Origin of the sequence: Brevibacillus brevis, assembly GCF_001039275.2 — a bacterium.
In the GTDB taxonomy this organism is placed as follows: domain Bacteria; phylum Bacillota; class Bacilli; order Brevibacillales; family Brevibacillaceae; genus Brevibacillus; species Brevibacillus brevis_C.
Genome location: NZ_CP030117.1, coordinates 3,515,307 through 3,541,406, shown reverse-complemented (window position 1 = coordinate 3,541,406; position 26,100 = coordinate 3,515,307). Strand labels below are relative to the sequence as shown.

Annotated in this window: 17 protein-coding genes and 2 tRNA genes; 16 read left to right on the top strand and 3 right to left on the bottom strand. The window is 47.0% G+C overall.

Annotated features, from left to right (window positions below; all coding sequences use genetic code 11):
• Positions 1-8: 8 nt before the first annotated feature.
• Entirely contained in the window at positions 9-695 is a 687-nt protein-coding gene (locus tag AB432_RS16840) for a response regulator (RefSeq protein WP_048033263.1), read from the bottom strand.
• The gene (locus AB432_RS16835) at positions 692-1,882 is read right to left on the bottom strand and encodes a sensor histidine kinase (protein WP_217366381.1); all 1,191 of its coding nucleotides are present in this window, start codon (positions 1,880-1,882) and stop codon (positions 692-694) included. The genes AB432_RS16840 and AB432_RS16835 overlap by 4 nt, the downstream gene beginning before the upstream one ends.
• 217 nt (positions 1,883-2,099) lie before the next feature.
• Between AB432_RS16835 and AB432_RS16830 the strand changes: the two genes are divergently transcribed.
• The 12 genes from AB432_RS16830 (at position 2,100) to AB432_RS16775 (ending at position 11,642) form a co-directional block, all read left to right on the top strand.
• Positions 2,100-2,432, top strand: a complete 333-nt coding sequence (locus tag AB432_RS16830) for a MarR family winged helix-turn-helix transcriptional regulator (RefSeq protein WP_007727206.1) — start codon at positions 2,100-2,102, stop codon at positions 2,430-2,432.
• A gap of 124 nt (positions 2,433-2,556) precedes the next feature.
• Positions 2,557-5,694 carry an efflux RND transporter permease subunit gene (locus AB432_RS16825; protein WP_048033261.1) on the top strand — a complete coding sequence of 1,046 codons (3,138 nt, stop codon included), beginning with the start codon at positions 2,557-2,559 and terminating at the stop codon, positions 5,692-5,694.
• Positions 5,695-5,722: 28 nt separating this feature from the next.
• Positions 5,723-6,949, top strand: a complete 1,227-nt coding sequence (locus tag AB432_RS16820) for an efflux RND transporter periplasmic adaptor subunit (protein ID WP_048033260.1) — start codon at positions 5,723-5,725, stop codon at positions 6,947-6,949.
• A gap of 322 nt (positions 6,950-7,271) precedes the next feature.
• The gene (locus AB432_RS16815; protein WP_048033259.1) at positions 7,272-7,982 is read left to right on the top strand and encodes a cytochrome c biogenesis CcdA family protein; all 711 of its coding nucleotides are present in this window, start codon (positions 7,272-7,274) and stop codon (positions 7,980-7,982) included.
• Between the two features lie 23 nt (positions 7,983-8,005).
• Positions 8,006-8,539: a TlpA family protein disulfide reductase gene (locus AB432_RS16810; protein WP_048033258.1), complete on the top strand. Its 534-nt coding sequence runs from the start codon at positions 8,006-8,008 to the stop codon at positions 8,537-8,539.
• A 171-nt stretch (positions 8,540-8,710) separates the two neighbouring features.
• Complete coding sequence (locus AB432_RS31095; RefSeq protein WP_048033257.1) at positions 8,711-8,908, top strand: hypothetical protein; 198 nt, start codon at positions 8,711-8,713, stop codon at positions 8,906-8,908.
• A gap of 116 nt (positions 8,909-9,024) precedes the next feature.
• Positions 9,025-10,104, top strand: coding sequence for a phosphotransferase enzyme family protein (locus AB432_RS16800; protein ID WP_048033256.1), 1,080 nt, complete (start codon positions 9,025-9,027; stop codon positions 10,102-10,104).
• Positions 10,105-10,189: 85 nt separating this feature from the next.
• Positions 10,190-10,360 carry a YycC family protein gene (locus tag AB432_RS16795; RefSeq protein WP_082195949.1) on the top strand — a complete coding sequence of 57 codons (171 nt, stop codon included), beginning with the start codon at positions 10,190-10,192 and terminating at the stop codon, positions 10,358-10,360.
• Between the two features lie 28 nt (positions 10,361-10,388).
• The gene (locus AB432_RS16790) at positions 10,389-10,955 is read left to right on the top strand and encodes a thioredoxin family protein (RefSeq protein WP_048033255.1); all 567 of its coding nucleotides are present in this window, start codon (positions 10,389-10,391) and stop codon (positions 10,953-10,955) included.
• Positions 10,956-11,020: 65 nt separating this feature from the next.
• Complete coding sequence (locus AB432_RS16785) at positions 11,021-11,338, top strand: hypothetical protein (RefSeq protein WP_048033254.1); 318 nt, start codon at positions 11,021-11,023, stop codon at positions 11,336-11,338.
• 92 nt (positions 11,339-11,430) lie between these two features.
• Positions 11,431-11,515, top strand: a tRNA-Tyr gene (locus AB432_RS16780).
• Positions 11,516-11,560: 45 nt separating this feature from the next.
• Positions 11,561-11,642, top strand: a tRNA-Leu gene (locus tag AB432_RS16775).
• Between the two features lie 166 nt (positions 11,643-11,808).
• Here AB432_RS16775 and edeQ read toward each other — a convergent pair.
• Positions 11,809-12,246, bottom strand: a complete 438-nt coding sequence (gene edeQ / locus AB432_RS16770) for an edeine self-resistance N-acetyltransferase EdeQ (RefSeq protein ID WP_048033253.1) — start codon at positions 12,244-12,246, stop codon at positions 11,809-11,811.
• 298 nt (positions 12,247-12,544) lie between these two features.
• Between edeQ and edeP the strand changes: the two genes are divergently transcribed.
• The 4 genes from edeP to AB432_RS16750 all read left to right on the top strand — a co-directional run bounded on the left by edeP (position 12,545) and on the right by AB432_RS16750 (position 26,088).
• Positions 12,545-17,050 (top strand): edeine non-ribosomal peptide synthetase EdeP, encoded by a 4,506-nt coding sequence (gene edeP, locus AB432_RS16765; protein WP_048033252.1) that lies wholly within the window; start codon positions 12,545-12,547, stop codon positions 17,048-17,050.
• Between the two features lie 78 nt (positions 17,051-17,128).
• Positions 17,129-18,376: a lysine 2,3-aminomutase gene (locus AB432_RS16760; protein ID WP_048033251.1), complete on the top strand. Its 1,248-nt coding sequence runs from the start codon at positions 17,129-17,131 to the stop codon at positions 18,374-18,376.
• A gap of 23 nt (positions 18,377-18,399) precedes the next feature.
• Positions 18,400-24,918 (top strand): edeine non-ribosomal peptide synthetase EdeN, encoded by a 6,519-nt coding sequence (gene edeN, locus AB432_RS16755; protein ID WP_048033250.1) that lies wholly within the window; start codon positions 18,400-18,402, stop codon positions 24,916-24,918.
• Positions 24,919-24,924: 6 nt separating this feature from the next.
• On the top strand, positions 24,925-26,088 hold the full coding sequence (locus tag AB432_RS16750; RefSeq protein ID WP_048033249.1) for a pyridoxal phosphate-dependent aminotransferase: 1,164 nt from the start codon (positions 24,925-24,927) through the stop codon (positions 26,086-26,088).
• The last annotated feature ends 12 nt before the right edge of the window (positions 26,089-26,100 follow it).

Sequence of the window (26,100 nt, the reverse complement as noted above, 5' to 3'; positions counted from 1 at the left end):
AGTCTGATTTATTTCACGATTTTGTGTCGTAGAGCTTTTGCCACTGCCTGGGTACGATCCTCGACACCCATTTTTTGCAGAATCCGATGCACATGTGTTTTTACAGTGCCTTCTGATATAAATAAGTTTTGCGCAATCTGATCATTTCGATAGCCATCTGCGATCTGTTGAAGCACATCCAATTCTCGATCCGTCAGTTCATCTAGCAAGACTGATTGAGCGGAGGTAGTCGAATCAGGTGTCTCACTTTGACCTTGCAGTGCTTCGGCAAGCGCTTTTGCAGCGGTCACGGTGTGGAAGAGGGCTTCACCCTGGTGGGCTCTGCGAATTAGATCAAGCATTTCCTGAGAGTCGGCATCCTTTAGCATATAGCCGACGGCTCCAGCACGAATCCCGTCCACCACATAATTGTGATTGTCAAAGGTTGTAAGAATCAAGACCTTCGTACGGGGGTGCTGTTGCATAATTTCTCGCGTGGCCTCAATGCCAGACTTGTTGGGCATCTGAACATCCATCAAAACGACATCAGGTGCAAGGGTGCCAATCAGTTCAACAGCTTCGACACCATCGGAGGCTTCCCCGATTACTTCCATATCAGCTTGCATTTGAATGACATAACCCAAACCTTGGCGAATCATCGTTTGGTCATCTACTAGGACCACGCGAATGGCTCCTTCTTTTTGTTTACCGGTCATGTTCGCATGCTCCTTTCTGGTTCAGACTGGCGAATCGGAAAGCTGAAATCGAGTTGGAATCCGTGAGGCTCTCGAATGCGATAGGCGAGAGTTCCGTTCAATAATTGAATTCGTTCAGATATGCCAGTTAGGCCAAAGCCGGGTTTGATTTTTTGGTCGCTCGTGATGCTTCCATCGTCTCGAATGGACAACAACAGGATGTCCTTCTTTTGTTCAATGATGACGAGGATTTCTTTCGCGTCAGAATGACGTAGGGAATTGGTGATCGCTTCTTGCAAAATTCGATAAAACGTTATCGTCATTTCTTGAGAGAGCGGAATGTCCAGATCGGAGCATATGAGCTCCATTTTAATTCCCGTATGCTTTTGAGCCTGCGACAAGAGAGCCCGCAGAGGCGTAAGTCCCAAGGAGGTTTTATCCAGGGCCAATGTATGGACAGACGTGCGAATATCCTCCAGACTTTGCTTGGCAACTCCGAGCATGTTGCGGACGGCTTCTTGTGCGTTGTCAGGTCCATCCTGCAACATATATTTCAAGGCATGTAGCTGGACAATGAGTGAAGTCAAACTATGGCCCAATGCATCGTGAATATCACGGGCAATTCTCGTTCGTTCCTCCAGAACGGCTACTTGAAGGGAATGAAGTGCTGCTTCTTGAAGTTGTAAGTGCGCCTCTTGTAACTCTGAATGTGCTTTTTGTAGCTGCTCTAGGTGCTGTTGGTTGGTTTCGTATGCTTCTGTCTGAATCCGATAGCCACGTGCGCCGATATAGCAACCCACATACGTAAGGATATAAGAGATGATGTGCGTGAATTTCAGGTTTTCTTCAAAATATAAAAAAAGCGTACTGCACGTACCAAAAAAAGTAGCATAAGCCAACGCACGGCGTCCATGAATGTGAAAACCGATAAAAACAGCGAGTGGGAGCATCAACCCGAAGCCCTCTCCACCCAAGATGAGGGACTTTAGTAACGAGACAATTCCGAGCACGACTGTCACGAATTCGAATTGGAAAGGCTTCCATTTTTTCTTGGAAGTCCAAAATACCACAAGGTAACAAATAAATAGTACAATGGTAAGGGAAAATTGCAACGGAGTTTCCCTTTTAAAGGAATCAGGAAGCAAAGCTAATACAATTAAGATGGAAAACCACATGATTAATAATCGTTTTTGTATGGCTTTCATCATTATCTTCAACAATGAGAAGTCCTTCTTTCTCTGCCGGATAATCACTTAACTTCATTCTAGCATGCGTTGTCGTCTATCTCCAGATAGATAAATCCCTGTCAGAAATCTACCCCTGGGTAGACTTCACTACATATACATTTCAGTAGAATTATTTTTGGGAAATAAACGTTTAGTTATGGGTTGAAGTGGTTAAGTAAGGATGGCAAGGGAGGTTCTCATGAAAGAACTGATTCAGTTGGCAAAACTCCTGCAAGAAGCCAGTGTTTTGTTTACCACGATTTCTGAGCAAGAGCTGGATACAAGCGATGTAACATGGCAACAGGTCTTGATTCTGGAGCAGCTTGGAAACGGGCCAAAAACAATGGGGGACATAAGTAAGACTGTCGGTCTTTCATACAGCACAACTTCCGGTCTCATTAACCGGTTGGAGCAGGAAAACCTGGTACGCAGGTTCCGAGACCAATCAGATCGACGAGTTGTGTGGGTGTCACTGACAGAGCGTGTATACCAACAGCGAGATGTGAAATGGGGAAATTCACAAACCGTCTAAAAATGGTTTCATCCCTTGATATTTCGTTGAACGAAATGTTGACTCGAGGTTCACCTTATTCATTTCGTTATACGAACTATTACTCACAAAAAATTAGCAGATATATAAAGAAGAGGTGAGTGGATTGAATCTTTCTGAACTATCGATTAAACGCCCGGTCACCATGATTATGTTGACTCTGGCCATGATGATTTTTGGTTTCGTTTCACTGCCTCGCTTGTCGATTGATCTCATGCCGGATCTTAACTTCCCGGTTGCTGTCGTGGTTACATCCGTTGACGGCGGATCTCCGAGTGAGGTAGAAAAACTAGTAACGAAACCGATTGAGGACGCACTTGCAACGGTATCCGATTTAGATAGTATACAATCGGTATCGATGGAAGGAGCTTCACAGGTTATCCTCATGTTTAACTGGGGGACAGACCTTGATCAGGCGACTCTCGACATGCGGGAGAAGGTAGATCAGGTTCGTGGCTCTTTGCCTGACTCAGCCAGAGCGCCCCGCGTACTGCGCATTGACCCGAACAGTACACCGATCATTGAATTTGCGGTGACGGGTGAGCAAGATATCAACAAATTGAAAAAGATGGCAGAGAATATGATCCAGTCACGCCTGGAGCGTATTGATGGGGTCGCATCTGCTTCCATCAGCGGCGGACAAAGCCGTATCATCGATGTAACAGTTGACCCAGCAAAACTAGCGGCGTATGGACTGTCACTTGATCAAGTTCAGCAAGCTCTACAGAGCAGCAACTTGTCAGGTTCCGGTGGAGCGGTACGCGAGGGTGACGCCAAGCTCAACATCCGTGTACAAGGTGAGTTTGCCGATATCGAACAAATCGCGCTGACACCAATCTCTGTCGGAGGAAACTCCATCAGGCTCAGTGATATTGCCGAAGTAAAAGACACGCATCAAGATATAACGCAAATGAGTTACGTAAATGGAACACCTAGCTTGGGTATTAAAGTGACAAAAGCTTCTGGCGGAAACACCATTGAGGTAGCAGATGATGTAAAAGCTGAGCTGGAGAAAATCAAAAGCGAGCTGCCAGAAGGCGTAGAAATCATTACGACTCTGGATACATCCGTCTACATTAAGGATTCCGTTTACACCACCGCTGAACATGCCCTGTTGGGTGGCGGTATCGGTATGATCTTGCTGTTCTTCTTCCTGGGCAGCTTGCGATCCATGGTAATTGCGGTCATCGTTCTTCCCGTATCCATCGTTGCTACGTTCTTGCTGATGTACATGACTGGACAGACGATCAACCTGATTTCCCTCTCCGGTTTGACACTGGGATTGGGATCGTTGATTGACTTTGCGGTTGTTATGCTCGAGAATGTTTTCCGTCATCGAGAACAGGGAAAAGGCATGATGGAAGCAGCCTTGGATGGTTCCAAGGAAGTAGGTACGGCAGTTATGGCTTCGGCTTTGGCGCAAATTTGCGTATTCTTGCCGATTGCCCTCACAGAAGGTATTGCTTCTGAGTTGTTTGGACCTCTTGCATTGACGGTTGTTTACTCACATATTGCGGCACTTGTATTCTCGATTTTGCTCGTGCCGATGCTGAGTTCGAGAATTTTGAACAAAATTCCGTCGCATACGCATCATGAGAACTATCGTGGAATCAATCCGGTTACTTGGTTCAACATTGGATTTAGTAAAGTAGAAAAAGGCTACCAAAGATTGTTAAAATGGTCATTGGGCCATCGTAAAACAGTCATGATATCTTCGGTTGTCATGATGGTAGGCTCTCTTGCATTGACTCCATTGATCGGGGCAGAGTTTATCCCGGCCATGGACCAAGGTCAAGTAAACATCTCTATCAAAATGCCAAATGGTACCGTTCTGGCTGAAACAGAAAAAGTAACCAGACAAGTTGAAGAAATTGTCAACACGGTTCCAGAGAAGAAAATTGTAGCGACTTCGGTTGGTAGCAATGCATCACCGATAGCGAGCACATTGTCATCCAATCAGGGGACGATCAGCCTGATGCTGGTAGATCTCGATCAGCGCACACGTTCCTCCAATGAAGTTGTGATGGATCTCCAGGAAAAGCTGAAGCATATTGCTGGACCTGAAATTAAGGTAAGCGCACCATCCGGTATGTCTACAGGTTCCCCAATTCAATTGAAAGTTAGCGGGGATGATCTGGACGTATTGAAAGACATTAGTGGTATTATTAAAGGTGAAATTGAGAAGGTACCTGGTACGAGTAACGTAACGACCAGCTTGGAAGAATCAAGACAAGAGCTGGAAGTGAAGATCGATGCGGAGAAAGCGAGCTTGTACGGATTGACGACCGGACAAATTCTCTCTAGTGTTCGCACCTCCTTCCAAGGTCAAACGGTAACGTACTATCGCACGGGTGATGATGAGATTGACGTCAACCTCAAGCTGCCGAAAGAGTTTCAGGAAGATATCAACTTCTTGAACAATATGCGAATTTCCGCTCCAGGTGGGGCACAGATCGCATTGACCTCGGTTGCGACTATCAATAAGGTAGATGTGCCTGTATCGATTAACCGTGCCAACTCAAGCCGTGAAGTTCAAGTAACGAGTGATTTGGCAGGGCGTGACCTGAGCTCTGTAACAAGGGAAGTGCAAGAGAAAATCTCGAAGCTGAATCTCCCGGATGGCTACAAAGTAGATTTTGGCGGGCAAAGTGAAGAAATGATGGAATCATTCAGTAGCCTTGCTCTAGCGATTGTTCTATCAGTCGTGTTGCTTTATATGGTAATGGCAGCGCAGTTTGAATCGTTATACACTCCATTTATCATCATGTTCTCCGTGCCACCGACCGTTACAGGCGTTCTGCTTGGACTATTGGCGACAGGCACAACAATCAGCGTTGGGGTTTTGATCGGGTACATTTTGTTGATCGGTCTGGTCGTGAACAACGCGATTGTATTGATCGACTATGTGAACCAATTGCGCGCAAAAGGTATGGAGCTGTATGATGCGATCCTGCATGCTGGCCCGATTCGTCTTCGTCCGATTTTGATGACGACACTTACCACCATTCTGGCGATTGGACCGCTCGCATTCTCTGGCGGCGCCGGCTCTGAGACGAATGCACCAATGGCCGTAACGGTTATTTTCGGTCTCGGTTTCTCTACACTGATTACCCTGGTTCTGGTTCCTGTCGTTGCTTCCTGGTTTGATGATCTAGGGAAAAAGAGACGCTTGAAGCGCCAGTTGAAACTCGAAAAGAAATTAGCAAAGAAACAAAAGAAAATTAATCCCGCTTTGGAATCGTAAGACGTTTGTGGGAAGAGGAGGGACATACATGAAACTAAGTAAAAAACCCGTCATTTTGGCATTGCTAGCCATCTCGCTAGTGGCAGGGTGCTCCAGCCCGCAAGCGGAAACACCGCCTACGGAAACGGTGGAAGCGGCAACCCCTGTACAGGTGGAAACTGTTGCAACGGGCACAGTGGTATCAGATTCTGGTCTCACGGCAAAGCTGGCGCCGAGTGAGGAAGTGCAAGTCTCCCCGAAAGTGGGTGGGAAAATTTCTTCCCTGCCAGTGAAACTGGGCCAATACGTAACAAAAGGTCAAGTCTTGTTCAAGCTCGATGAAAAAGATCTGGTGAACGGTGTTAAACAAGCAGAAGCAGCCTACAACGTATCAAAAGCGAGCTTAAACCAAGCGGGCAGCAGCTCTGATCAAGGCTTGGTTCAAGCGAAAAATAGCCTGAAGCAGGCAGAAACCGCGCTCCAGGATGCAAAAGTAAACCAGCAGCGGATGCAACAGCTCTTTTCACAAGGAGCAATTTCCGCTCAGCAGATGGAACAGGCAAACTCCCAACTGACAACGGCACAGACCTCTTACGATAACGCGCAGCAGGCATTGCAATCTGCTGGGCAAAAAACGAGTGTGCAAGTTTCCGAAGCTTCTGTACAGCAAGCGCAAGTAAGCTTGCAGAACGCACGTGAGCAATTAGCGAATGCGACTGTGACGTCTCCGATCAACGGATATATTTCCAGCGTAAACGGCGCAGTTGGTCAAATGGCAGGTCAGCAGCCGGTTGTGGTTGTTGTGAACACGAACCCACTTCTGGTAAAAGCGAATCTGTCAGAAGCAGATATCACAAAAATAAAAGTAGGAACTACCGTAAAAGTAAACGTACAATCGACAGGAAAAACGATTGATGCCAAAGTAACGGCGATGAGTCCAGTAATGGATACCCAACTCAAGGCATATCCAGTAGAGATTACGATTCCAAACCCATCCAACGAGCTGAAGTCCGACATGGTTGTAAATGTAACCTTCCCATCGGTTGGGGAAAGTGGAGCAAAATCGATCGTTGTAACGCGCGGTGCGGTCTTTGATCGCGATGGTAAGCAGTATGTATTCAAGCTGGAAGGTGACATTGCAAAACAAGTCGAGGTCACTACAGGCAAATCCTCCAGTGATCAGATCGAAATTTTGACAGGCTTGTCTGCCGGCGATAAGATCGTGGTAAAAGGGCAAACACTGCTTCAAGATGGCGGTAAAGTCACGATTCAGTAAAAAAGAGTATCGAAGAAGGGGCGGAGTGCATCCGCCTCTTTTTTGTGTACAATGGAAGTATTCGTTATCCTGTGCAGTTTGAAACCTATAGCAAAATCACACCTGAAGGTAATCACATTTGTCACAAATCTGATTTATTTTCTAACGTGGACCAGATTTATTCATCCAATTGTAATATTTTAGGGCGAGTTTTAAGACATAATAAATATTATGTAAAGTAAATTGTCACGGATTTAAGACAAAGTGTCATTGCTACTTTTGAAGGGGGAAAAGATTCGATACAATGAGAAGATAGTGGATAAAATACCCACCGGAGGTACATATGACTGGCGATATTACTGTGTTTTTGGCTTTTGCAGCAGGTTTTCTCTCGTTTATTTCCCCTTGCTGCCTGCCGCTTTACCCGTCCTTTTTGTCTTACATAACTGGGGTTACCGTAGATGAAGTGAAGAAAGGGAGAGCGGTTTTTCGCAAGCAAGCGTTCTTGCATACCTTTTTCTTCATTGTCGGGTTTTCGATCATTTTCATTGCGCTCGGGCTGTCTACATCTTGGATCGGAAGCTTGTTCACCGACCAACAGGACTTAATTCGTCAACTGGGCGGTATTTTGCTTGCTGTTATTGGTTTGGTTATGCTTGGTGTGTTTAAAATGGATTGGATGATGCGCTCTTTTAAAATCGATTTAAAATCGAGACCATTGGGGTATACTGGGTCCATACTGGTGGGAATGACGTATGCAGCTGGATGGACACCTTGTGTGGGACCGATTCTTTCTGGCATTATCGTCATGGGCGTTTCCAATCCATCAAGCGCCTTGGCTTACACATTGGCGTATACACTTGGTTTCGCCATTCCATTTTTTGTCATGACGTTCTTCATCAGTAAAGTGAACGCGATTGTGAAGTATTCCGACCTGTTTATGAAAATCGGAGGAGCCATTATGATCTTGTTCGGTATCCTTCTGTATACAGATAAACTGACGGATATTACACGTGTTCTCATTCAAATGTACGGAGGCTTTACGGGATTCTAACTCAGTAGGGCAGAGGTGACAAAATGAAAAAGCTGTTGCTCGCGGTACTCGTATTAGTGGGGGTCGGACTTGCTGTTTGGGAAAAGCCTCAAGAAACGGCCGCAATCGTAGCAGAGGTTCAAAAACCGGAAGTTGGCTTTGCAGCTCCTCATTTTACACTAACAGGATTGGACCAGCAGACGTACAAGGTAGAAGGAAAAAGGACGAAACCATTGGTCTTGAACTTTTGGGCTTCCTGGTGTGGACCATGCAAGCTGGAGGCGCCTGATTTACAGAAAGTCTACGAAAAATACGGCGGACAGGTTGATTTGTATGGCGTGAACGTCACGAGCAATGATAGCCCGGAAGCAGCTATGGCCTTCGTCACCAACTACAAGCTGACATTTCCAATACCGATGGACGTAGCTGGAACCGTGTCAAACCGTTACAAGGTGATGGCATTCCCAACTACTTACTTGATTGACGCAAATGGGATCGTACGAAAGAAGATAATCGGCATGGTGGATGCCCCTACACTGGAGCTGGAACTGCGCCAGTTGTTAAGTCCAAATCCATAGGGAAGGCTTATCGTCGCTTGGAGAGAAATCTCCGGCGGCTTTTTCTATTTGTTGACACGTTTGACAAGGCCCATTTTACAGGTGGATATCTTGATTTTGTATGCTTGCCTAAAGAGCGGGGGTGTTCTTCTTCATAGACTGGAGTGATCCAGGGCAAAGGGAGGAGAACGGATGGCCAAAGGCAAAAAGATAAAGAAAAAGAACACGCGACAGCACCCCAATCAAGTACAGCTGAAAATCGTAACGTCTCATACATGTCAAGTATGCAAGCAGCAATGTGCACGAGGGTTGGCATATCTAGAACAGATGTCCCAGCCCGGCGCGATCGGCTTTGGTGTACCATGCATCCTCACAAAGCAAAAGCCATAGTTTCTCCTTTTCCAGTGCAAGTGTCCCGTTCACAGGAGATAGTCCCTTTACTTTCATTCAAGAGGGACTATCTTTTTTGGCGTGAAAAGCGAGGAAAAGCGGAGTTACATGTAGAAGTGAGACCTGTACAGAAGAAAGCGGAGGGGGAATCGTCTACGGATCAGGTGAGAGTAGCTTTAAAAAAACATTATCAATTAGATGTTAAGCGTATCGAGCGCATTGCATATGGCTTGTGGGAAGAAAGCTTTTCCGTTTGGACAAGCAGTCAACGATATTATGTAAAACGGTTTTATGCCAAATGGCGCTTGCAAACTCGCTATGAGGAGATGCTTATTGGTCTAGCACTCAGCCAAGAACTACGAGAGAAAGGTTTTCCTGCACCGCGTTTGCTTCTCCCTCATCATCAGGAATGGCTTGCCCACGATCAGGGAGAGACGTACCAAGTAAATGAATGGATCGACGGGCGTAGCTATCATCCAGGAGAATTGCCACTTCGTGAAGCAAAGGCGATGGGGGAGCTGTTAGCCCATTTTCATCGCCAATTTGATCCTCTTCCCCCCTTTGAGGACGTTCCCATGCTTTCGCCTTCCAAAGCGATTGCAGATTGCCGAGAGCTATGGAATCACTATCAGAAAGAGCAGGGAGCATTTCCAGGATACGTACGTGAAATACTTGAGCAGCAAATTTCCTTGTTGGAGACGGTGAGCCATGAATACGTATCCCGTTTGCCAGTACCCTCGCTCCGAGGTAGATGCTTTCATTCGTATTGGGTCGAACAGCTCATTTTTCATCCAAATGGCGAGGTGGCTGCACTCGTAGACTGGACAGATGGTGCCGGAAGGGAAGGGTATTGGGCAAAAGATCTGGTTTCAGGACTTCACTTGTCAGCACTTCAGTACGAAGGGATTCTTGCGTTCTGTGAAGGGTATCAGGCTCATCATCCACTACCAAAATCAGAATGGCAAGCGGTGCTGGCGAAGCTCTGCTACGGACATTTGGCGTCAACGAATTTTTTAGATAGTTGGCTCGTCAAGCACAACCGTCGTATGGACCATTGGGAACAGATTGCGATGACTTGGACCAGGCTCGTTCCAGAGCGATTCCGCCTTTGGCACAAGCTAGAACAAGGTCTATTGGATATGCTTTTCCCGGATTATCAGCAGGCCACCGTTGTGGTTGGCAGGGATAACGAATGAGCCTCGAGATACCAAGCTGGCAGGTTTAAGAGTCGTGTATTATACTGGAGGGACTGATGAAAGCAAACGGAAGGAGTGGAAATACATGCGTCCGTTACAGATATCACCTGATACGGCTGTCAAGCTGGCCGAAGCTCTTCAAGTACCTTTAGAGCGCCTCATGCACATGCCGCAGCATATTTTGTTACAAAAAATGATGGAGTTGGCAAAGCAAGAGAAAGAAGAAAGTGAGCGAGAGTCTGAAAAGCAAGACTAGATACATTACACACGAGGAGGAGAAAAAGATGGGGGCAAACGTAGCACATAAATTCCGTACGGGGCTCAAGCCACAAGCGTTCGTGGAAAGCATGATAAAAAATCAGGATACATACCAAAACTGGTCGGATGCATTTTCATGGGAGGATGAACAAGACCGTGCGTTTTTTGCCTCTCTCCAGCATCGTGATGACCTCAGATGCTTGATTTTGGCTGCGGAATGGTGTGGCGATGTCGTTCGCAACTTGCCAGTCATCTTGCATGCCTTGAAAGAAACAGACATGCCAGTGGAAATTATGGTAATGGAAGAACACCTCGATCTCATGGATGAGTTTCTCACAATGGGCGGTCGGGCGATCCCAATTGTTATTTTCGCGGACACGGGTGGACATGTTCTGGCAAAATGGGGACCACGACCGAAGCATGTCCAAGCTGTTATGACGGCGTTTAAACAGCAAAACCTGGACCGAAACGCACCAGATTATGAAGAAAAGATCAAAGTGGTACGTGCCGAAATGCTCGAACAGTATGGAGAAGGTACTGGCTACCAGCAAGTGATTGTCAAAGAACTGAGAGAGATGCTTTCCTCGATCTAATCTATCCATCAATTACAGGGCGGAGTCACGGCTCCGTCCATTTTCATGCAGAAGGGCTGAATAACATGTATTACTACGGGAATGAAACCATTATGTCCTTGGAGCAGGTGCTTCGCTTAAAAGCATCGGAAGTTCGAATTCTGGAGTGGGTACGTACCTACGAGTTTTTAGAAAATAGTTATGGGATCGATGAAGTCGTTCCCTACTTCTTGGAGATAAAATGCGAAGAAGACCAAGTGAAGATTCGCAAAAACCGCATACTAGACTTCCCGGAGTACTCCTGTGAGGGAGAAGAAACATTTCAAGAAGTGGACGAAGCACTACGCGTCTTTCACGAGTGGGCACAGGAGATCTTGGAGAAAAAAGAGAGTCAATCTAAATAAATATATTGACGTCAAACAAAGTTCATGGTAGATTAATAAATGTCGCTTCTGGTTGAAGAGAGTAGACGCAGAAGATAGACAGCACATATTGTGGGGAGATAGTGAAGTGGCTAAACACGGCAGACTGTAAATCTGCTCCCTCCGGGTTCGGCGGTTCGAATCCGTCTCTCCCCACCATTGATTTTCTATCGATGATGTGCTATTTTATTCATAGTTTCACATGCCGGTGTGGCGGAATGGCAGACGCGCGCGACTCAAAATCGTGAGGGAAACCGTGGGGGTTCAAGTCCCTTCACCGGCACCATATTAAAAACGAATGCACACTAACCATGATGTTTACAGACGCATGGAAGGTGTGCTTTTTCATTTACGGAAAAACAAAAAACAATTCAAATAGCGGCGATTCTAAGACTTGATTTTCAGGTCTTAGGTCGCCGCTGTTTCATTTTTGGGGAACGAAAATAGCTTGTTTAAAAGTTCAATTCGGCAATCGTCTCTCCAAACAGAACCATGCCATTTTTTTGAAATCCGAGTGAAGCGTAAAGGTTCTCGGCTGCGACATTGGCTGGGGCATAACCAATGACAATTTTTTGACAATCTTCTTTTGCTTTCAGGATATCAATGACTTGCGAGATCGCAGCACGTCCGTAGCCTTGCCGTTGATACTTTGCATCAATTAAGAGTCTGTAAATCCAGTAGTTTCCATCGTCGGGGTCTAGCCCGTACATGACAAAGCCAACCATCGTGTCATCGTGGTAGATGGCCAAAGGGACAAATGTAGTTTGAAACTTTGCTTCGGCGATGGAGTAGAGGTTCGGGGCAACAAATTCACTCTGTTCAGGCGTAGGTTCCAGTTCAATACACTCTTCCCAGTTTTCCAGGGTTACTTCACGAAGTGTCACAGACATCTAATCACATTCATCCTTCCAAGGGATTTTTGCCAATATATTACATTTTATCCTACGTGAAAAGACAGCCAAAATCAATAGTGTGTACAAACTTTTTTCCATTCTATGCAGCGCTAAAAAGGGAAGGAAGAGATGGAATTCATCCAATTTTCAGAAATTACATTTTATGGAAAATTTATTTGACACTACAGAAGATTCATCTATATAGTTGGAACTGGAAGTATTTGTAATCAAATAGACTTTTTACCATTTATGAATTGTGATGACATCTTCGCAATTCCGAAAGGGGGGATATGCATTGCGCCAGGATAAGAAGCAATTGAAGGTGGGATATCCTTTAAGTCATCCACAAAAGCGTATCTGGTATACGGAAAAATTACATCCACAGCTTCCTATCCATACGTTAGGGGGGATGGTTCGGGTTCAAGGTAAGGTCAAATTGGATGTACTGGAAGCGGCCATTCACCTGTTCATTCAAAAGAACGATGCTTTGCGACTCAACTATCAGGAGAAAGAAACAGTCCTTCAGTTTGTTGGAGAGTACGAACCGGAGCCCTTGCAGGTGTTTGATTTCAGACAGGAACCGAACGCCCCTGATCGGTGCAGACAATTCCTGCAAGCTTTGTTTGCAAAGCCGTTTTCGATCGGACAAGAGCCTCTGTTCTACTTTTGTCTGATTCAACTGAGTGACGAAGAAGCGGGATATTTTGTAAAGTTTCACCATTTGATTGCTGATGGTTGGTCTATCTCCATTATGACAGAACAAATTGCTCACTATTATGACACGTTGTTGGCAGGCGGTACCGTTCATCTAGGAGATGAACACGCTTATCAAGCTTTTGTCGACAGGGAGCATACCTATTCTCAGTCTGAGAGATTTGAAAAGGACAAGCGATACTGGCGGGACAAGTTTCAGAGCTTGCCTGTGATCACGACATTACAAAAGGCAACAGATACGACCGAAGGCAAGCGCAAAGTCTATGCATTCAACCGAGAAGATTCGACAAGAATACGCCAGTTTGCAGACCAGATGAAATGCTCGCTAAATTCCTTGTTTGTAGCTCTCGTCAGTCTGTACCTTCAGCGCTGCACAAGGCAAGAAGAAATCGTGATCGGTACGCCGCTGTTAAATCGTTCAGGCAAAGTGGAGCGCAAAATTTTCGGGATGTTCACAAGCACCATGCCATTTCGTCTGGCAGTTCCGATGGAAATGGATGGTATCGATTATGTCAAATATGTCAACAGGGAACTCACTTCCTGTTTTTTTCATCAGAAATATCCGTACGATTTGCTGGCTCAAGAGTTGGAATTGAAGAAACATGGCTATGACAGCTTGTTTCAGATTTGTGTCAATTATTACAGCACGCAGTTGCCCTTCACCCTTGGCGGGCACCCCGTGACGAATGAGGAGTTTTACAACGGTCACCAGTTGTATTCGCTCCAAGTGATTATTAGGGAATGGGCTACAGATGAACGATTGACGCTGGAATTGGATTACAAGATCGCCGAGTACACGGAAAATGATGTTGATCGAATTGTGGATCATCTCATAAGGCTGCTCAATCAGATGATCTCGAATCCAGAAGTCCCGCTGTCCAATCTGAACTTCCTTGCTGACGAAGAGCTGGCACTACAACTCAAAACGTGGAACGATACATTGGCTTCCTATCCCAGCGAGAAGACGGTTGTCCAATTGTTTGAAGAGCAAGTAATGCGCTCGCCAGAGGGGGTTGCGTTGGAGTCAGAGGGGCGCATACTGACATTCCAGGAACTGCATGATCAAGTGAATCGACTCGCTCAGTCGTTGCGAAACCGTGGAGTTGGCCCTGGCGTAATTGTTGCGCTGCTGGCAGATCATTCGCCAGAGATGATCATCGGGCTGTTGGCCGTGCTAAAAGCAGGCGGGGCTTACCTTCCGATTGACCCTCAACTCCCAACTCAGCGCATCGAATACCTGCTGTCTGATTCTGGAGCGGACCTGTTGCTTCGTCACACCTCCCGACTAGAGGTTATTTCGTGGTCCAAGGAAATCCTGGAGCTTGGCGATTCGTCCCTGTATCTAAATGATGGGGCAAGCCTGGAAACGGTTAATCAGCCAGAGGATTTGGCCTATGTCATTTATACATCAGGCTCTACCGGAAATCCGAAGGGGGTCATGGTTACTCATCAAGGGTTAGTCAACTATATTTGGTGGGCGAAAGACCGCTATCTCTCCTGTCCTGAAGAAGCGTTTGCTTTTTATTCCTCACTGGCATTTGATTTGACGGTTACATCCATTTTTTGCCCGTTGGTAAAGGGAAATCGGATGGTTATCTATCCACACTCCGATTCAGAGTTTGTGTTATCTCGCATCTTTAGTGACGGACGCTCCCATGTTGTAAAGCTGACACCTGCCCATCTGTTTTTGCTGCAAGAAATCGCTTTGCCTTCTACTACAGTAAAGCGAGTGATTGTGGGCGGCGAGGACTTGAAGGTGAGTCTGGCTGAGGCGATTCATGCGAAATGGAACGGACAAGTCGAAATTCTCAATGAGTATGGTCCTACCGAGACAGTAGTCGGTTGCATGATCTATCAATTCGATCCGAAGACCGATGTCGAGGGTTCTGTGCCGATAGGACATCCGATCAGTAACGTGCAGCTCTACATTTTGGATTCATATGGGAAACCAATCCCGATCGGATCGACAGGAGAGCTATTCATCTCGGGAGATAGTGTGGCACGGGGGTATCTTAACCGCGAGGAATTGACGCAAGAGCGTTTCCTACCCGATCCGTTTCAGCCAGGTAAAGTGATGTACAAGACGGGCGATCTGGTTCGGTATCGGCCAAATGGAGTCATGGAGTATCTGGGACGGGCTGACTATCAGGTGAAGATTCATGGTTACCGCATTGAATTGGGGGAAATTGAACAGCAGCTACTTGGTCATTCTTCTGTGCGTGAGGCAGTGGTGATTGATCGCATGGATACGTGGGGGCGAAAGTATCTTTGTGCTTACTTGATCACGGAAACATTTTTCCGGGAAAAAGAGCTCCGCGAAGAACTGGCAAGTCGATTGCCCGCATACATGATCCCTTCGCAAATCGTGCAGCTTGAGCAGTTTCCGTTGACCTCAAATGGCAAGGTAGATCGAAAACAGCTTCCCGAACCTGTCATGGAGCGAAAAGGTGCGGAGGATGAAACCGGTCCTCGTGACGAGTTTGACAAGCTTTTGGTTGAAGTGTATGAGGACGTGCTTGGTCGTTCACCATTTGGTCTACATGACCCGTTTTCCCAACTAGGGGGGGATTCGATCAAGGCGATTCAGGTTTCCTATCGATTGCATCAGCGGGGAATCAAGATTCCGGTAAGAGACATCTTGATTTATGACACGATTGCCGAACTAAAAGCGGGCAGTGACTGGAGCTGGGGAGCGGAACAGATCTCACAAGAGCCGTGTACTGGCGAGTTGCCGTTATCTCCCATCGTTTCTTGGTTTCTGTCACAACAGTTCCGCAATGCTGATCATTGGAACCAGTCCTTGCTCCTGGAAAGCAGGGAAAAAGTAACGCTGGAGGAGTTTGAAGCGAGTCTGTCTGCACTGGTTAACCATCACGATTGTCTGCGACTCAATTACTCTGCAAAAGACGGGAAGCTCTTTTACAATGAGCGTCACCTTGCCAACCGAGTGTCCGTGTCTTGCATCGACCTTTCTTCCTTACCGCAAGAAGAACAGGAGAGTAGAATGCTTGAGGCGATGAGAGCTTGCGCTGTTAGCTTCAAGCTGGAAGAATCATTGCTGTTTACCGGTTGTCTCTTTGAATTAGGTCCCGATCGACCTCAGCGATTGTTTCTGACTGCCCATCATCTTGTTGTGGACGGTGTTTCCTGGAGGATTCTCCTGGAAGATTTGATGAGCGCCTTGGCCAGTCTGAAACGTAATGAGCCAATTATCTTGCCGGATAAAACACATTCGATGCAAGCGTGGGTCAAGGAAGTCTCCGCTTTTTACCAGTCGGATCAGGCGATCAAAGAAAGAGCCTATTGGGACACGTTTTCTATCCCGGAAGACAAACTTCCCACGGATTACGATTTTGGCGAAGACTTGGTAGAATACAGCGCTACATCTACACGCACGCTTCCAGCCGAGATAACGTTGCGACTGTTGACAACGGCCAACCGAATGTTCAACACGGGTCCACAAGACCTATTGGTTGCAGCACTTACACGGACATTGTGTGATGTGTTTGAAAGGGAGCGCCTCTTGCTGGTAATGGAGTCGCACGGGCGTGAGTCTTCCATTCATGCGATGAACGTAACCAGAACAGTAGGATGGTTTACCAGCATGTATCCTGTTCTGTTCGAAACGAATCCATCCAATCGGACTGATCACCTAAAAGCAGTAAAGGAGAAGTTACGTCAGATTCCGATGGGCGGCCTTGGATTTGGCTGGTTTAAGCCTCATCTGCTCGCGGCAGAGGAAAAGTCTCACGTTCGTTTCAATTATCTGGGAACCGTTGATCATCAACTGAGTGATGATCTGGTACTCATGGGAGGAAACTTGGCGGTTGATGCCGGAGTGGGTAATCATTTGACAGCACTGCTTGACGTGGCTGCTCTCGTTCGTCAAGGAGAACTTCAGGTTTCTGTTACGTACAGCTTACGAAAGTATCGTGAGGAGACCGTGGAGAAAATCCTTACGTTGTTTTTCCATGAATTGGAGCAGCTCATTGATCATTGCTGCCGCCAGGAGGTCCCTGAATTTACTCCATCGGATTTTGAAGATGTGGAGTTGACACAAAAAGAATTGGACTTGCTGTTTGGTTAACAAACGAATCATGTGTTTGACCGAGTGTGCCAAGAAAGCAAAGATGACGAGTGTTTATGAATGACGGGAGGGATTACATTGAGTGTTAAGGTGTTAATGGGGAAAAAAGGATTTGAGGAGTTCGCAACAATTGTCGGCTTTACAGAAGCAGAGAAGGAAGAACGCAGTGCATTACTGGAGCAGTCTTATATGCCATTTAAGGTGACTCGTTATTATGCCGAGTTGATTGCGAGTCAATCAGAGCCTTATCGTACTCAGATGATCAATATCGTGCTTCCGCCACCGGGAGAGAAACCTTATAAAGGCCGCTTTGATCCGTATGGTAACAAGTCGTACCGTCAGGATGAAACAGCTTTCCTGCAACACAAGTACAAGAAGACATTGTTGCTTCACATCGACGACTTTTGTATTGCCAACTGCCAGTTCTGCTATAAAGTGAACGAAATCCGCCACGAGGATATTGGGTACACCAATATTATGGAAAAAGCAGAAAGGGCCGTGCAGTATTTGGAAGCTCATCCGTACATCGATAATGTCCTCTTTACCGGTGGAGATCCTGCTTCCTTCCGTAAAAGCTCTGATCTAATCAAGCTGATTAGCTCTCTATTGAGTGTGAAGAGTATTCGACTCGTTCGCTTTGCCACCAAGGCTCTGGCCTATGATCCCGCTCGTTTTCTCGACGGAGAGCTGCTAGCGTTCTTTGACCAAGTAAGACAGACGCCAGGCAAGCAGGTAAGTGTGATTTCCCAGTTCAACCATCCTGGGGAAATTAGCGACGTTTCGATCCAAGCAACGCAAGCGCTGCTGTCCGTCGGTGTACAGATTCGCGGTCAGCCTGCCATCATTCGTGGAGTGAACGATTCTGTCGAGACCTTGATCGACTTGCAGCGCAAGTTTCTCGATAATCGAATCATTTCGTATTATTTGACAGTGTTTATGCCAGTTAGAGGAGTCGAGCAGTATGCCATTCCACTGGACGAGGCGTTCCGGAATGTGGCCGAGTCCAAACGTAATCTGGGTGGCTTGGAGAAAAAAGGGGTACTTCTTACCTCACACGACTTTGGAAAATTAGAGATTTGTGGTTTTTATCCGACAGCTGAGCGCCCTGAAAAAATTGTTTTGAAATGGCATCAAGCGGTTGGACCAGACTATCTTCCAGAGCGGTTGAAGGAATTAATCCCGACCCGTTCAGAGGACCTGATGATTTTGGACTACAAGCAGGGAGAGATGTATTGTCTCGACCATGTGTTCAAACACAATGGATTGCCGTACGTGGATGCAGATGGGGAGATCGTGGAGAACCTGCCGAGTGAAGCTGTTCGGTAAGGGAGTCAGGAGAGAAAATTGTGATGAACAAGATCGACAAAAACAATATAGCTGACATTTTGCCGTTAAGTCCAACGCAGGAGGGCATGCTGTTTTACTACCGACTCCAAAAGGATTCCAATTTGTATTTCGAACAGCATCGGCTAACCCTTCGTGGCAAGTTTCAGCTGGAGTTGTTTACACAGGCTGTTACGATGGCGTTTGAGGCCAATGAAATGCTTCGTACGGTTTTTCGCTGGGAGGGGCTTCAAGCTCCTGTCCAGCTCATTCTTAAGCAAAAGACATTGGAGATTCCTTATTTCGATTGGACCGAGTTACCATCTGCAGCGCGGGAAAGAAAGCTGTCTGTCTTGTTGGCACAGGACAAACAAACACCCTTCACGCTTGAGTTGGGCAATACCATTCGCATTCAAGTAGTGCGGATGGAGTTGTATCGTTATGAAGTCATATGGTCATTTCATCACATTCTCATGGACGGATGGAGTTCCGGCATTCTCCTAAGAGAGATATTTACAGCGTATGGACAATTATGCTCGGGGCTGTCTCCTACGATCAAAAAGAAGGCGAAGTACAAGGAGTATCTGCGTTTTCTCAAAGAAGCATCGAAAGAAGAATCGCTATCGTATTGGAAAGATTCCTTACAAGGAATTAGCTCGCCTACACCGCTTCCCTATATGCGGGATCGTAACGAAGAGCGGCAGTATTCTTCTTATCATCTTCGGCTCAGTCGAACGCTGACGGAGACATTGGAGGAAGCATCCAAGCGATACCGCGTGACAATCAGCACAGTGCTGCAAGCCGCATGGGGTATTTTGCTGCAAAAATACAGCGATACGCGTGATGCTCTTTTTGAAGTGGCGTACGCTGGTCGTCCTGCCCATCTCACTGGAGTAGAGGAAATCGTCGGCCTCTTCATCAAGACGTATCCGCTCCGGGTCAAACGGACAGAAACGACAACAGTCAAAGAGCTGCTGGGTGTCATGATGGAAGAACAGCACCAGATGGCCCCTCATTTGTACGTGCCATCGGTTGAGTTGAAAAACTGCTCGGAGATGGACGCACAAACCCCTTTGGCGCACAGTCTGTTCGTTTTCCAAAACTATCCCATCGACAAGACGCTGGCCGGATTGGAACTTGACTTCGAGTTGGAGAATATCACTTCACATGAAACAACCGATTATCCATTGGTGCTGGAAGTAACACCAGGTGATGAATGGACAGTCCACGTCAACTACCAGGCATGGAAGTTTCAAGCGAAGGAAATGGAACGCCTGGCGCTGCACTATCTGAGCCTTCTCGAGCAGATTGCGGCTGATCCGGAGCAAGAGATTCGTGACCTTACCCTGCTCAGTGATCATGAGCGGCACGAGATGATCGAGGAACAGATGAAAGTCGTGCCAGTTCCGAGTAACTACTGCGTGCACGAGTTGATTGATCAAGCGGCAGAAAAAACACCGGATGCAGTTGCGCTTGTACAAGGAAAGCAGACTGTGACCTACAAGGAGTTACAAGAGCAAGCGAATCGCTTGTCTTGGGCTCTGCAAAAGGAGGTGACAGATGCAGGCCGACCGATAGTTATCATGTGTGATCGTTCCCCTGAGATGATTACTGCACTGCTAGCTATCTTCAAAGCTGGGTGTTACTATGTCCCACTCGATCCAGACTTGCCGAAAGCGCGAATTGAACAGATCGTAAGCCAGATTCAGCCTATTCTGATTGTGACAGAGGGCAGTTATCTGGAACTCGTCGCTGATTTGCAAACAAAGGTGTTTCGTCTGGATGAACCAGCATGCTGGGCACAGGAGTTAACCCAAACACCACAGCGATTAGCGACACCTTCGAGTACGGCGTATGCCATCTTTACTTCTGGTTCGACAGGTACGCCAAAAGGTGTGCGTGTAAAGCATGATCAATTAATCAACGCTCTTTGGTGGCACATTGAATTTGTCGGGTTCGGTGAGCGGACGAGAACGTTGCAGATCGCTACACTAACTTTTGACGCATCGGTTGTCGAGATTTTCTGCACACTGATCAGCGGCGGTACCCTTTGCTTGTTGCAGCGACATGAAAACAAGTCCCCGCAAAAGCTCGCAGCTGCCATCGAGAGCCAGCAGGCAAACGTGATACTCGTCGTCCCTACGATGTATCACGCTTTGCTTGACCACGTGGCTGATGGCTCGATGGATTCGATACAAAAAGTGTTATGTACAGGGGAGATGCTGTCTTCTTCGTTAGTGGAACGACATGCAGCCCTGCTGCCTCAAGCACAGATGTACAACTTGTATGGCCCAACGGAAAATAGTATCTCGGCATCTGGGTATTGTGTACCGCGACAAGGGCCTTTTGAAACCCCGCTTCCCATTGGACATCCGAGTTACAACGTTCGTATCTTTCTTCTGGACCAAGATTTTCATCTATTGCCCAAAGGAGTAATAGGGGAAATGTACGTAGGCGGGATGGGGGTAACGGAAGGATACATTGCCGACGAGGAAAAAACCAGAGCGTCCTATATACTGACCCCGTATGGAAGGCTTTATCGTACAGGCGATTTGGCTTGCTGGACAGATGAAGGACATCTGCAATATTTTGGTCGCAAGGATTTTCAGATCAAGATTCGCGGCAACCGCGTTGAATTGGAGGAAATTGAAGCTGTCCTGCGTCGTCAGCCTGGTGTTCGGGAAGCAGGGGTTGTGGCCATTCAGGAGTCAAAGCGCGACCCTTATCTGGTGGCATGTTTGGTATCGATGCATCCGATTGAGGAACACGTTTTGCGAGAAGCAGTGCTGACTTATTTGCCTGACTATATGCTACCTGCCTTTTTTGTCCAGCTTGATGCCTTGCCTCGGACGCAGAGTGGAAAAGTAGACAAGACTGCCTTGCAACGTCTGGATTACACGCAGTATCGCACGGGAAAGGAAGAGGCCCCGGCAGATGAACTTGAGCAGCAATTGGCCCAAATATGGCAAGAGCTTTTGGCAGTCGAAAAAATAAGCGTGCACGATCATTTTTTCTCGCTAGGAGGCCACTCGCTAAAGGCCGCTCAACTCGTGACCAGATTGCAAAAAGAGAGAAAAACAGACATCACGATCAAGGATGTATTCCAGACCCCCACCATTCGACAATTGGCAGATCGCATCAGGGATAGACAGCCGATATCTTATGCGCCAATTGATTGGGTCAGTCATGCCGAGAAATACAGAGCTTCGTCTTCACAGAAACGAATTTTCGTCATGCATGGAATAGAAGGAGAAAGCACCAGCTACAACATGTCGGGTGTAATTGCGGTGAACGGTCATCTGGATGTAAGTCGAGTGAGCAGTGTGTTTAAGGAAATCATCCAAAGGCATGAAGCTTTCCGTACTTCGTTTGCGGTACAAGATGGAGAAGTATATCAATACATCAGCGACCATGTGCCATTTGAGATCAAAAACATGCATAGCGACGGCAGGACATTGGACGAACTGATGGAAGACTTCCGGCAATCTTTTGATTTGACGAAAGCACCTCTCCTTCAGGTATGCCTAGTCGAGGTCACAGCCACTCAGCATTATCTGCTGTTCAATTCTCATCATATTATTTTGGATGGCATTTCACTGAATGTGTTAATGGAAGACTTCGCTAGATTGTATGTGGGTGAAGAGCTGCCAGCACTCCCTATTCAATACAAGGACTACGCGGACTGGCAGTGGCAGAAGCGAGGGAGCGAGCAGTGGAATCAGCAGGAAAAATACTGGGTGGATACCTTCAGCGACCGAGTCCCGCTCATGTCTTTTCCGCTGGATTATCCACGTCCTTCTGTTAAGACATTCCAGGGGGACCACCATACGTTTTTCCTTACTGATTCTACGTACGGTGATTTGCATACATTTGCCAAGCAGAACGAAGTGACTGTCCATGCTGTTTTGATGTCGGCTTATTACGTGTTGTTGATGAAATACACGTCTCAGGAAGATTTCGTTGTCGGTTCACTGGTAGCTGGACGAAATCATCCCGATTTGGAGCGAATTGTCGGCGTCTTTATCAACTTCCTTCCGATTCGCAATCGTCCTCGTGCCGATCTTGCGTTTACCGATTTTGTACAAGAGGTTCAGCGCAGTCTGTTACTGGCCTACGAACATCAGGAGTATCCGTTTGAAGAAATCGTTGCTCGTAGCGCCGCAGGCATCCAACAAATGCAAAATCCATTGTTTGATACGATGCTGATCTTCCATAACCAGCGGGAGCAAGAAGTCAGGTTTACAGTGGGCGACGTGCAATTTGAAGAGGTTCCGCATGAATCGAAGACGTCGAAGCTTGACTTTAAGCTGGATATTACACCACTCGCTGATCAATACAGGTGCGTGCTTGAATACGATACCCAGTTGTTTAAAGCGGAGACAATGGAAGGCTTTGCTGACAACTATTTGCGTGTACTCGCAGCGCTTCTGAAGCATCCGAAACAGCGATTGGATGATGTCGACATCGTACATCACCAAACAGAAAAAGAGGGCGTGATGAACCGCCTTCATCATGTCGGAGTTGCCGTTCCTGAACTGGGTCCGGCTCAAATCATGTATGGCACTCTCGGATTTGATGCGAGCGATTCTTTGCATGATCCAGAACAAAACGTGTACCTCTCCATGTGCATGAAACCGGGATGTGTACCAATCGAGCTAATCGCGCCTGTCGATGAAACGTCACCTTGCGTTCGTTTGTTGGAAGAGAAGGGGACGGGTCCGTACCATCTATGTTATTCCATTTCCAATATTACTCATTTTTTGAAAATGTTAGTTGATTCGGGCTTCCAATACGATTTGGTCAGCGCTCCTAAGCCAGCGGTACTTTTCAATCATAGACTCGTTGCCTTTCTCTTTCTGGAATCGGTAGGCTTGATTGAACTTGTAGAGAGCGAGGGCATGAAGCAAGACGAATGGCAAAGCACCGATCAGCAGTCTGCTGTCCGTTTGCTTACACCAGATGCTGATAAGGCATTGGCGTTCTTTACGTTCCTGGGCTACCGTGTTCACGAGAAATATCTGGATCGACAATCGCAAGCCAGTATCATCACACTAGGTAAAGCGGAAGAGAGCAGCATCCAGTTAGTCGAGCCTCGAAAGGAGCATTCGCAAGAACACCGGGAGCTCATGAAAAGTGGTTGTGGTGTTTACCAAATCGAGGATCTGGTAGCGAACTTGACCGAACGGATCGACACCTTGTTAGCGTGCGGCATACCCGTTTCTTTTGCAGACCAGGCAGGACGCAATCTGCAACTGACAGATGCCCCCTACCTACTTTTGACTGACGGAAAATCAGCCGCCGAAAGACCTAAGCCGATTCTAGGCGAGTTTCATTCGGAAAGAACGCCCATCTATTCCTTCGTTCAGGAACGCTTGCTGAAGCAGGAACAAGAAGATGGCATTGTGGCTGTCAGATGTTTTGACATCGAGCTTCGGAGCAGGATCGAACTGTCGTATATGCAGCAAGCATGGCAAGCTCTCGTGCGACGTTTTCCTCCGCTGTCGCCCCAAGGCTTATCCGAACCGATTCCGATTGCGCTCTGTGATTTACAAGAGAAAAGTGAGGCAGAGGCAACGGTATGGTTGCGAGAACGATTGACTGCCATACAGAAGAGGCCGTTTAAGGTCAAATCAGGATGTTTGGCTCATTTTGAACTGATAAAGATGGCTGCTGACCGCTATCGGCTGATTGGAAGTCTACATAGCTCCTTAAGTGATTGGCGAGGTCTCGGACTTCTCCTGGAGGAATGGGAGGCTCTGTATCAGGCGATTGCAGAAGGGCATGAACCAGCGACGGAAGAACAGCCTCGCTACGAAGCATTCGCTGTTTGGCAGAAAAAAATGCTTGATTACGGACATCTCGAGTCCCAGCGTCACGAGTGGTTGACAACAGCTAATCCACATTCTGCTCAACCATTTGGTACGGGAGGGGTAGCGAAGCAACAAGTCGAGCAGTATATCGACCCTTCAGGTCACGCCGACTTGCTACATGTAGCTGCTTATTCCAATCAGGAGCTGGGAGACATCTTGCTTGCCTCTTACCTGCTGTTGCTTCGACAGGTCACCCAATTGCCTAGTTTGATGCTTGGAGTAGTGACGACGAATCGGACGCAAGGTGTGCTGGAACAAACGCTAGGCAACTTTGACAACATCGTACCGCTCACCATCGATATGCAGACGATCAGTTCGTTTTCACAATTATTGGATCAAACAAAGCAAGTACGTGCCCGTATGCAAGCACTCGCGTTGTATCCGTCAGAGCACTGGCAGGCGACGACAAATATGGAATGGCCGACACTTTTTGTCAACCAGACGATACCATTCAAAGCTCAGTCAGCTGTTTGGAAACGTGAAGTCAAACGGTCGGTTGAGCCAGAAATGGCAGGAAGTCCGCTAGTTCTTCAGGTAGCAGAAACTTCGGAAGGTATCCATGTCGTTTTTACCTATGATCCAGCTATGCTTCAGACGGCGTATGTTGAATCGCTTTCGGATCGCTATGTGAAAATCCTAAAAATGTTAGCAGAAAAATCGAAAATAAAGGGGTAGGAGAATATGGAAATCAGATCCTCAATTAATTTTCACGACGAGCGCTTTTTGATGTTTGTACTGGACCAGATGGCAAATGAGCTTGAGAGAAACGGTGGAGAAGCGATCCGCATGACTCTTGGGAAGTCAGAAATGCCGCTGCATCCCGAAATTATCAATTCCATGCAACAGGCATTGAACAGCTTTGAAAAATATTCGCTCGTATATCCAGGTGGTCTGCCAGAGCTGAAAGATAAGCTCGCGACCCACTATAAAACAAAATACGATGTGTCAATCAAACCTGAGAATTTCGTGATCAGCGTCGGTACCAGCACACTCTTCCGTAACCTGTTCTACCTCCTGCTTAAAGAGGGCGATGAAGTGTTGCTACCACTTCCGTACTACTCGCTCTACCATTTCTGCGCGCTGCTAGTCGGTGCGAAAGTTCGTTACTACAAAATTGATCTGGATACGTTGAGACTTGATGTGGATTCGTTTAAAGAGAACTTTACAGACAAGACGAAAGTGGTCGTGATCAACACGCCAGGCAACCCGTTGGGAAATATTCTTACAAAAGAGGAATTGTATACGATCGACAGCATTGTAGACGGCCGTGCGGCTATTATCAATGACGAGATTTATGCGAATACCTACTTCGATGACGAGTGCGAATCTGTGATGCAACTGCAAAATACCAAGTCTACTTTCATCACAACGGATGCGTTTTCCAAAGCGTATCGGATGTATAGCAGACGTGTCGGATATGCGATCGTACCGGATGAGCTGGTACAGCCACTGACGGTCATTCAGCACCACACACTGCTCACTGCTGACCCAGTCGTACAGTTCGGAGCAATGGCTGCGCTTGATTACCAGCATGAGGTTGATCATTTGGTCCAACTGTACAAAGGTCGTCGGGACTACACGATTGACGCTTTCCAAAATGTACCGGATGTTCGTGCTCTGCCAGCGAGAGGCAGCTTCTACTTTACGATTGACTGCGAAGCATTTATGAAGAGAAAAGGCATCAGCACCTCGCTTGAGTTGGCTACGCAAATTTTCGAGGCTACACATGTGGCGACGGTACCGGGTTCAGACTTTGGCATCCCGAACACACTGCGCCTCTCATACTCTGCCGCCAAGTATAACGAGGGAATTAACCGTTTACGGGAATTTTTCACCACCACCTAAAAAGGGGAAGAG

What these genes read in the sequence shown, in the direction of transcription:
- AB432_RS16815 (WP_048033259.1), top strand. Translation starts at nt 7,272, where the DNA reads ATGACTGGCGATATTACTGTGTTTTTGGCTTTTGCAGCAGGTTTTCTC.
- edeQ (WP_048033253.1), bottom strand. Translation starts at nt 12,246, where the DNA reads ATGTCTGTGACACTTCGTGAAGTAACCCTGGAAAACTGGGAAGAGTGT.
- AB432_RS16795 (WP_082195949.1), top strand. Translation starts at nt 10,190, where the DNA reads ATGCGTCCGTTACAGATATCACCTGATACGGCTGTCAAGCTGGCCGAA.
- AB432_RS16790 (WP_048033255.1), top strand. Translation starts at nt 10,389, where the DNA reads ATGGGGGCAAACGTAGCACATAAATTCCGTACGGGGCTCAAGCCACAA.
- edeN (WP_048033250.1), top strand. Translation starts at nt 18,400, where the DNA reads ATGAACAAGATCGACAAAAACAATATAGCTGACATTTTGCCGTTAAGT.
- AB432_RS16840 (WP_048033263.1), bottom strand. Translation starts at nt 695, where the DNA reads ATGACCGGTAAACAAAAAGAAGGAGCCATTCGCGTGGTCCTAGTAGAT.
- AB432_RS16820 (WP_048033260.1), top strand. Translation starts at nt 5,723, where the DNA reads ATGAAACTAAGTAAAAAACCCGTCATTTTGGCATTGCTAGCCATCTCG.
- AB432_RS16810 (WP_048033258.1), top strand. Translation starts at nt 8,006, where the DNA reads ATGAAAAAGCTGTTGCTCGCGGTACTCGTATTAGTGGGGGTCGGACTT.
- AB432_RS16830 (WP_007727206.1), top strand. Translation starts at nt 2,100, where the DNA reads ATGAAAGAACTGATTCAGTTGGCAAAACTCCTGCAAGAAGCCAGTGTT.
- AB432_RS16785 (WP_048033254.1), top strand. Translation starts at nt 11,021, where the DNA reads ATGTATTACTACGGGAATGAAACCATTATGTCCTTGGAGCAGGTGCTT.
- AB432_RS16750 (WP_048033249.1), top strand. Translation starts at nt 24,925, where the DNA reads ATGGAAATCAGATCCTCAATTAATTTTCACGACGAGCGCTTTTTGATG.
- AB432_RS16835 (WP_217366381.1), bottom strand. Translation starts at nt 1,882, where the DNA reads ATGATGAAAGCCATACAAAAACGATTATTAATCATGTGGTTTTCCATC.
- AB432_RS31095 (WP_048033257.1), top strand. Translation starts at nt 8,711, where the DNA reads ATGGCCAAAGGCAAAAAGATAAAGAAAAAGAACACGCGACAGCACCCC.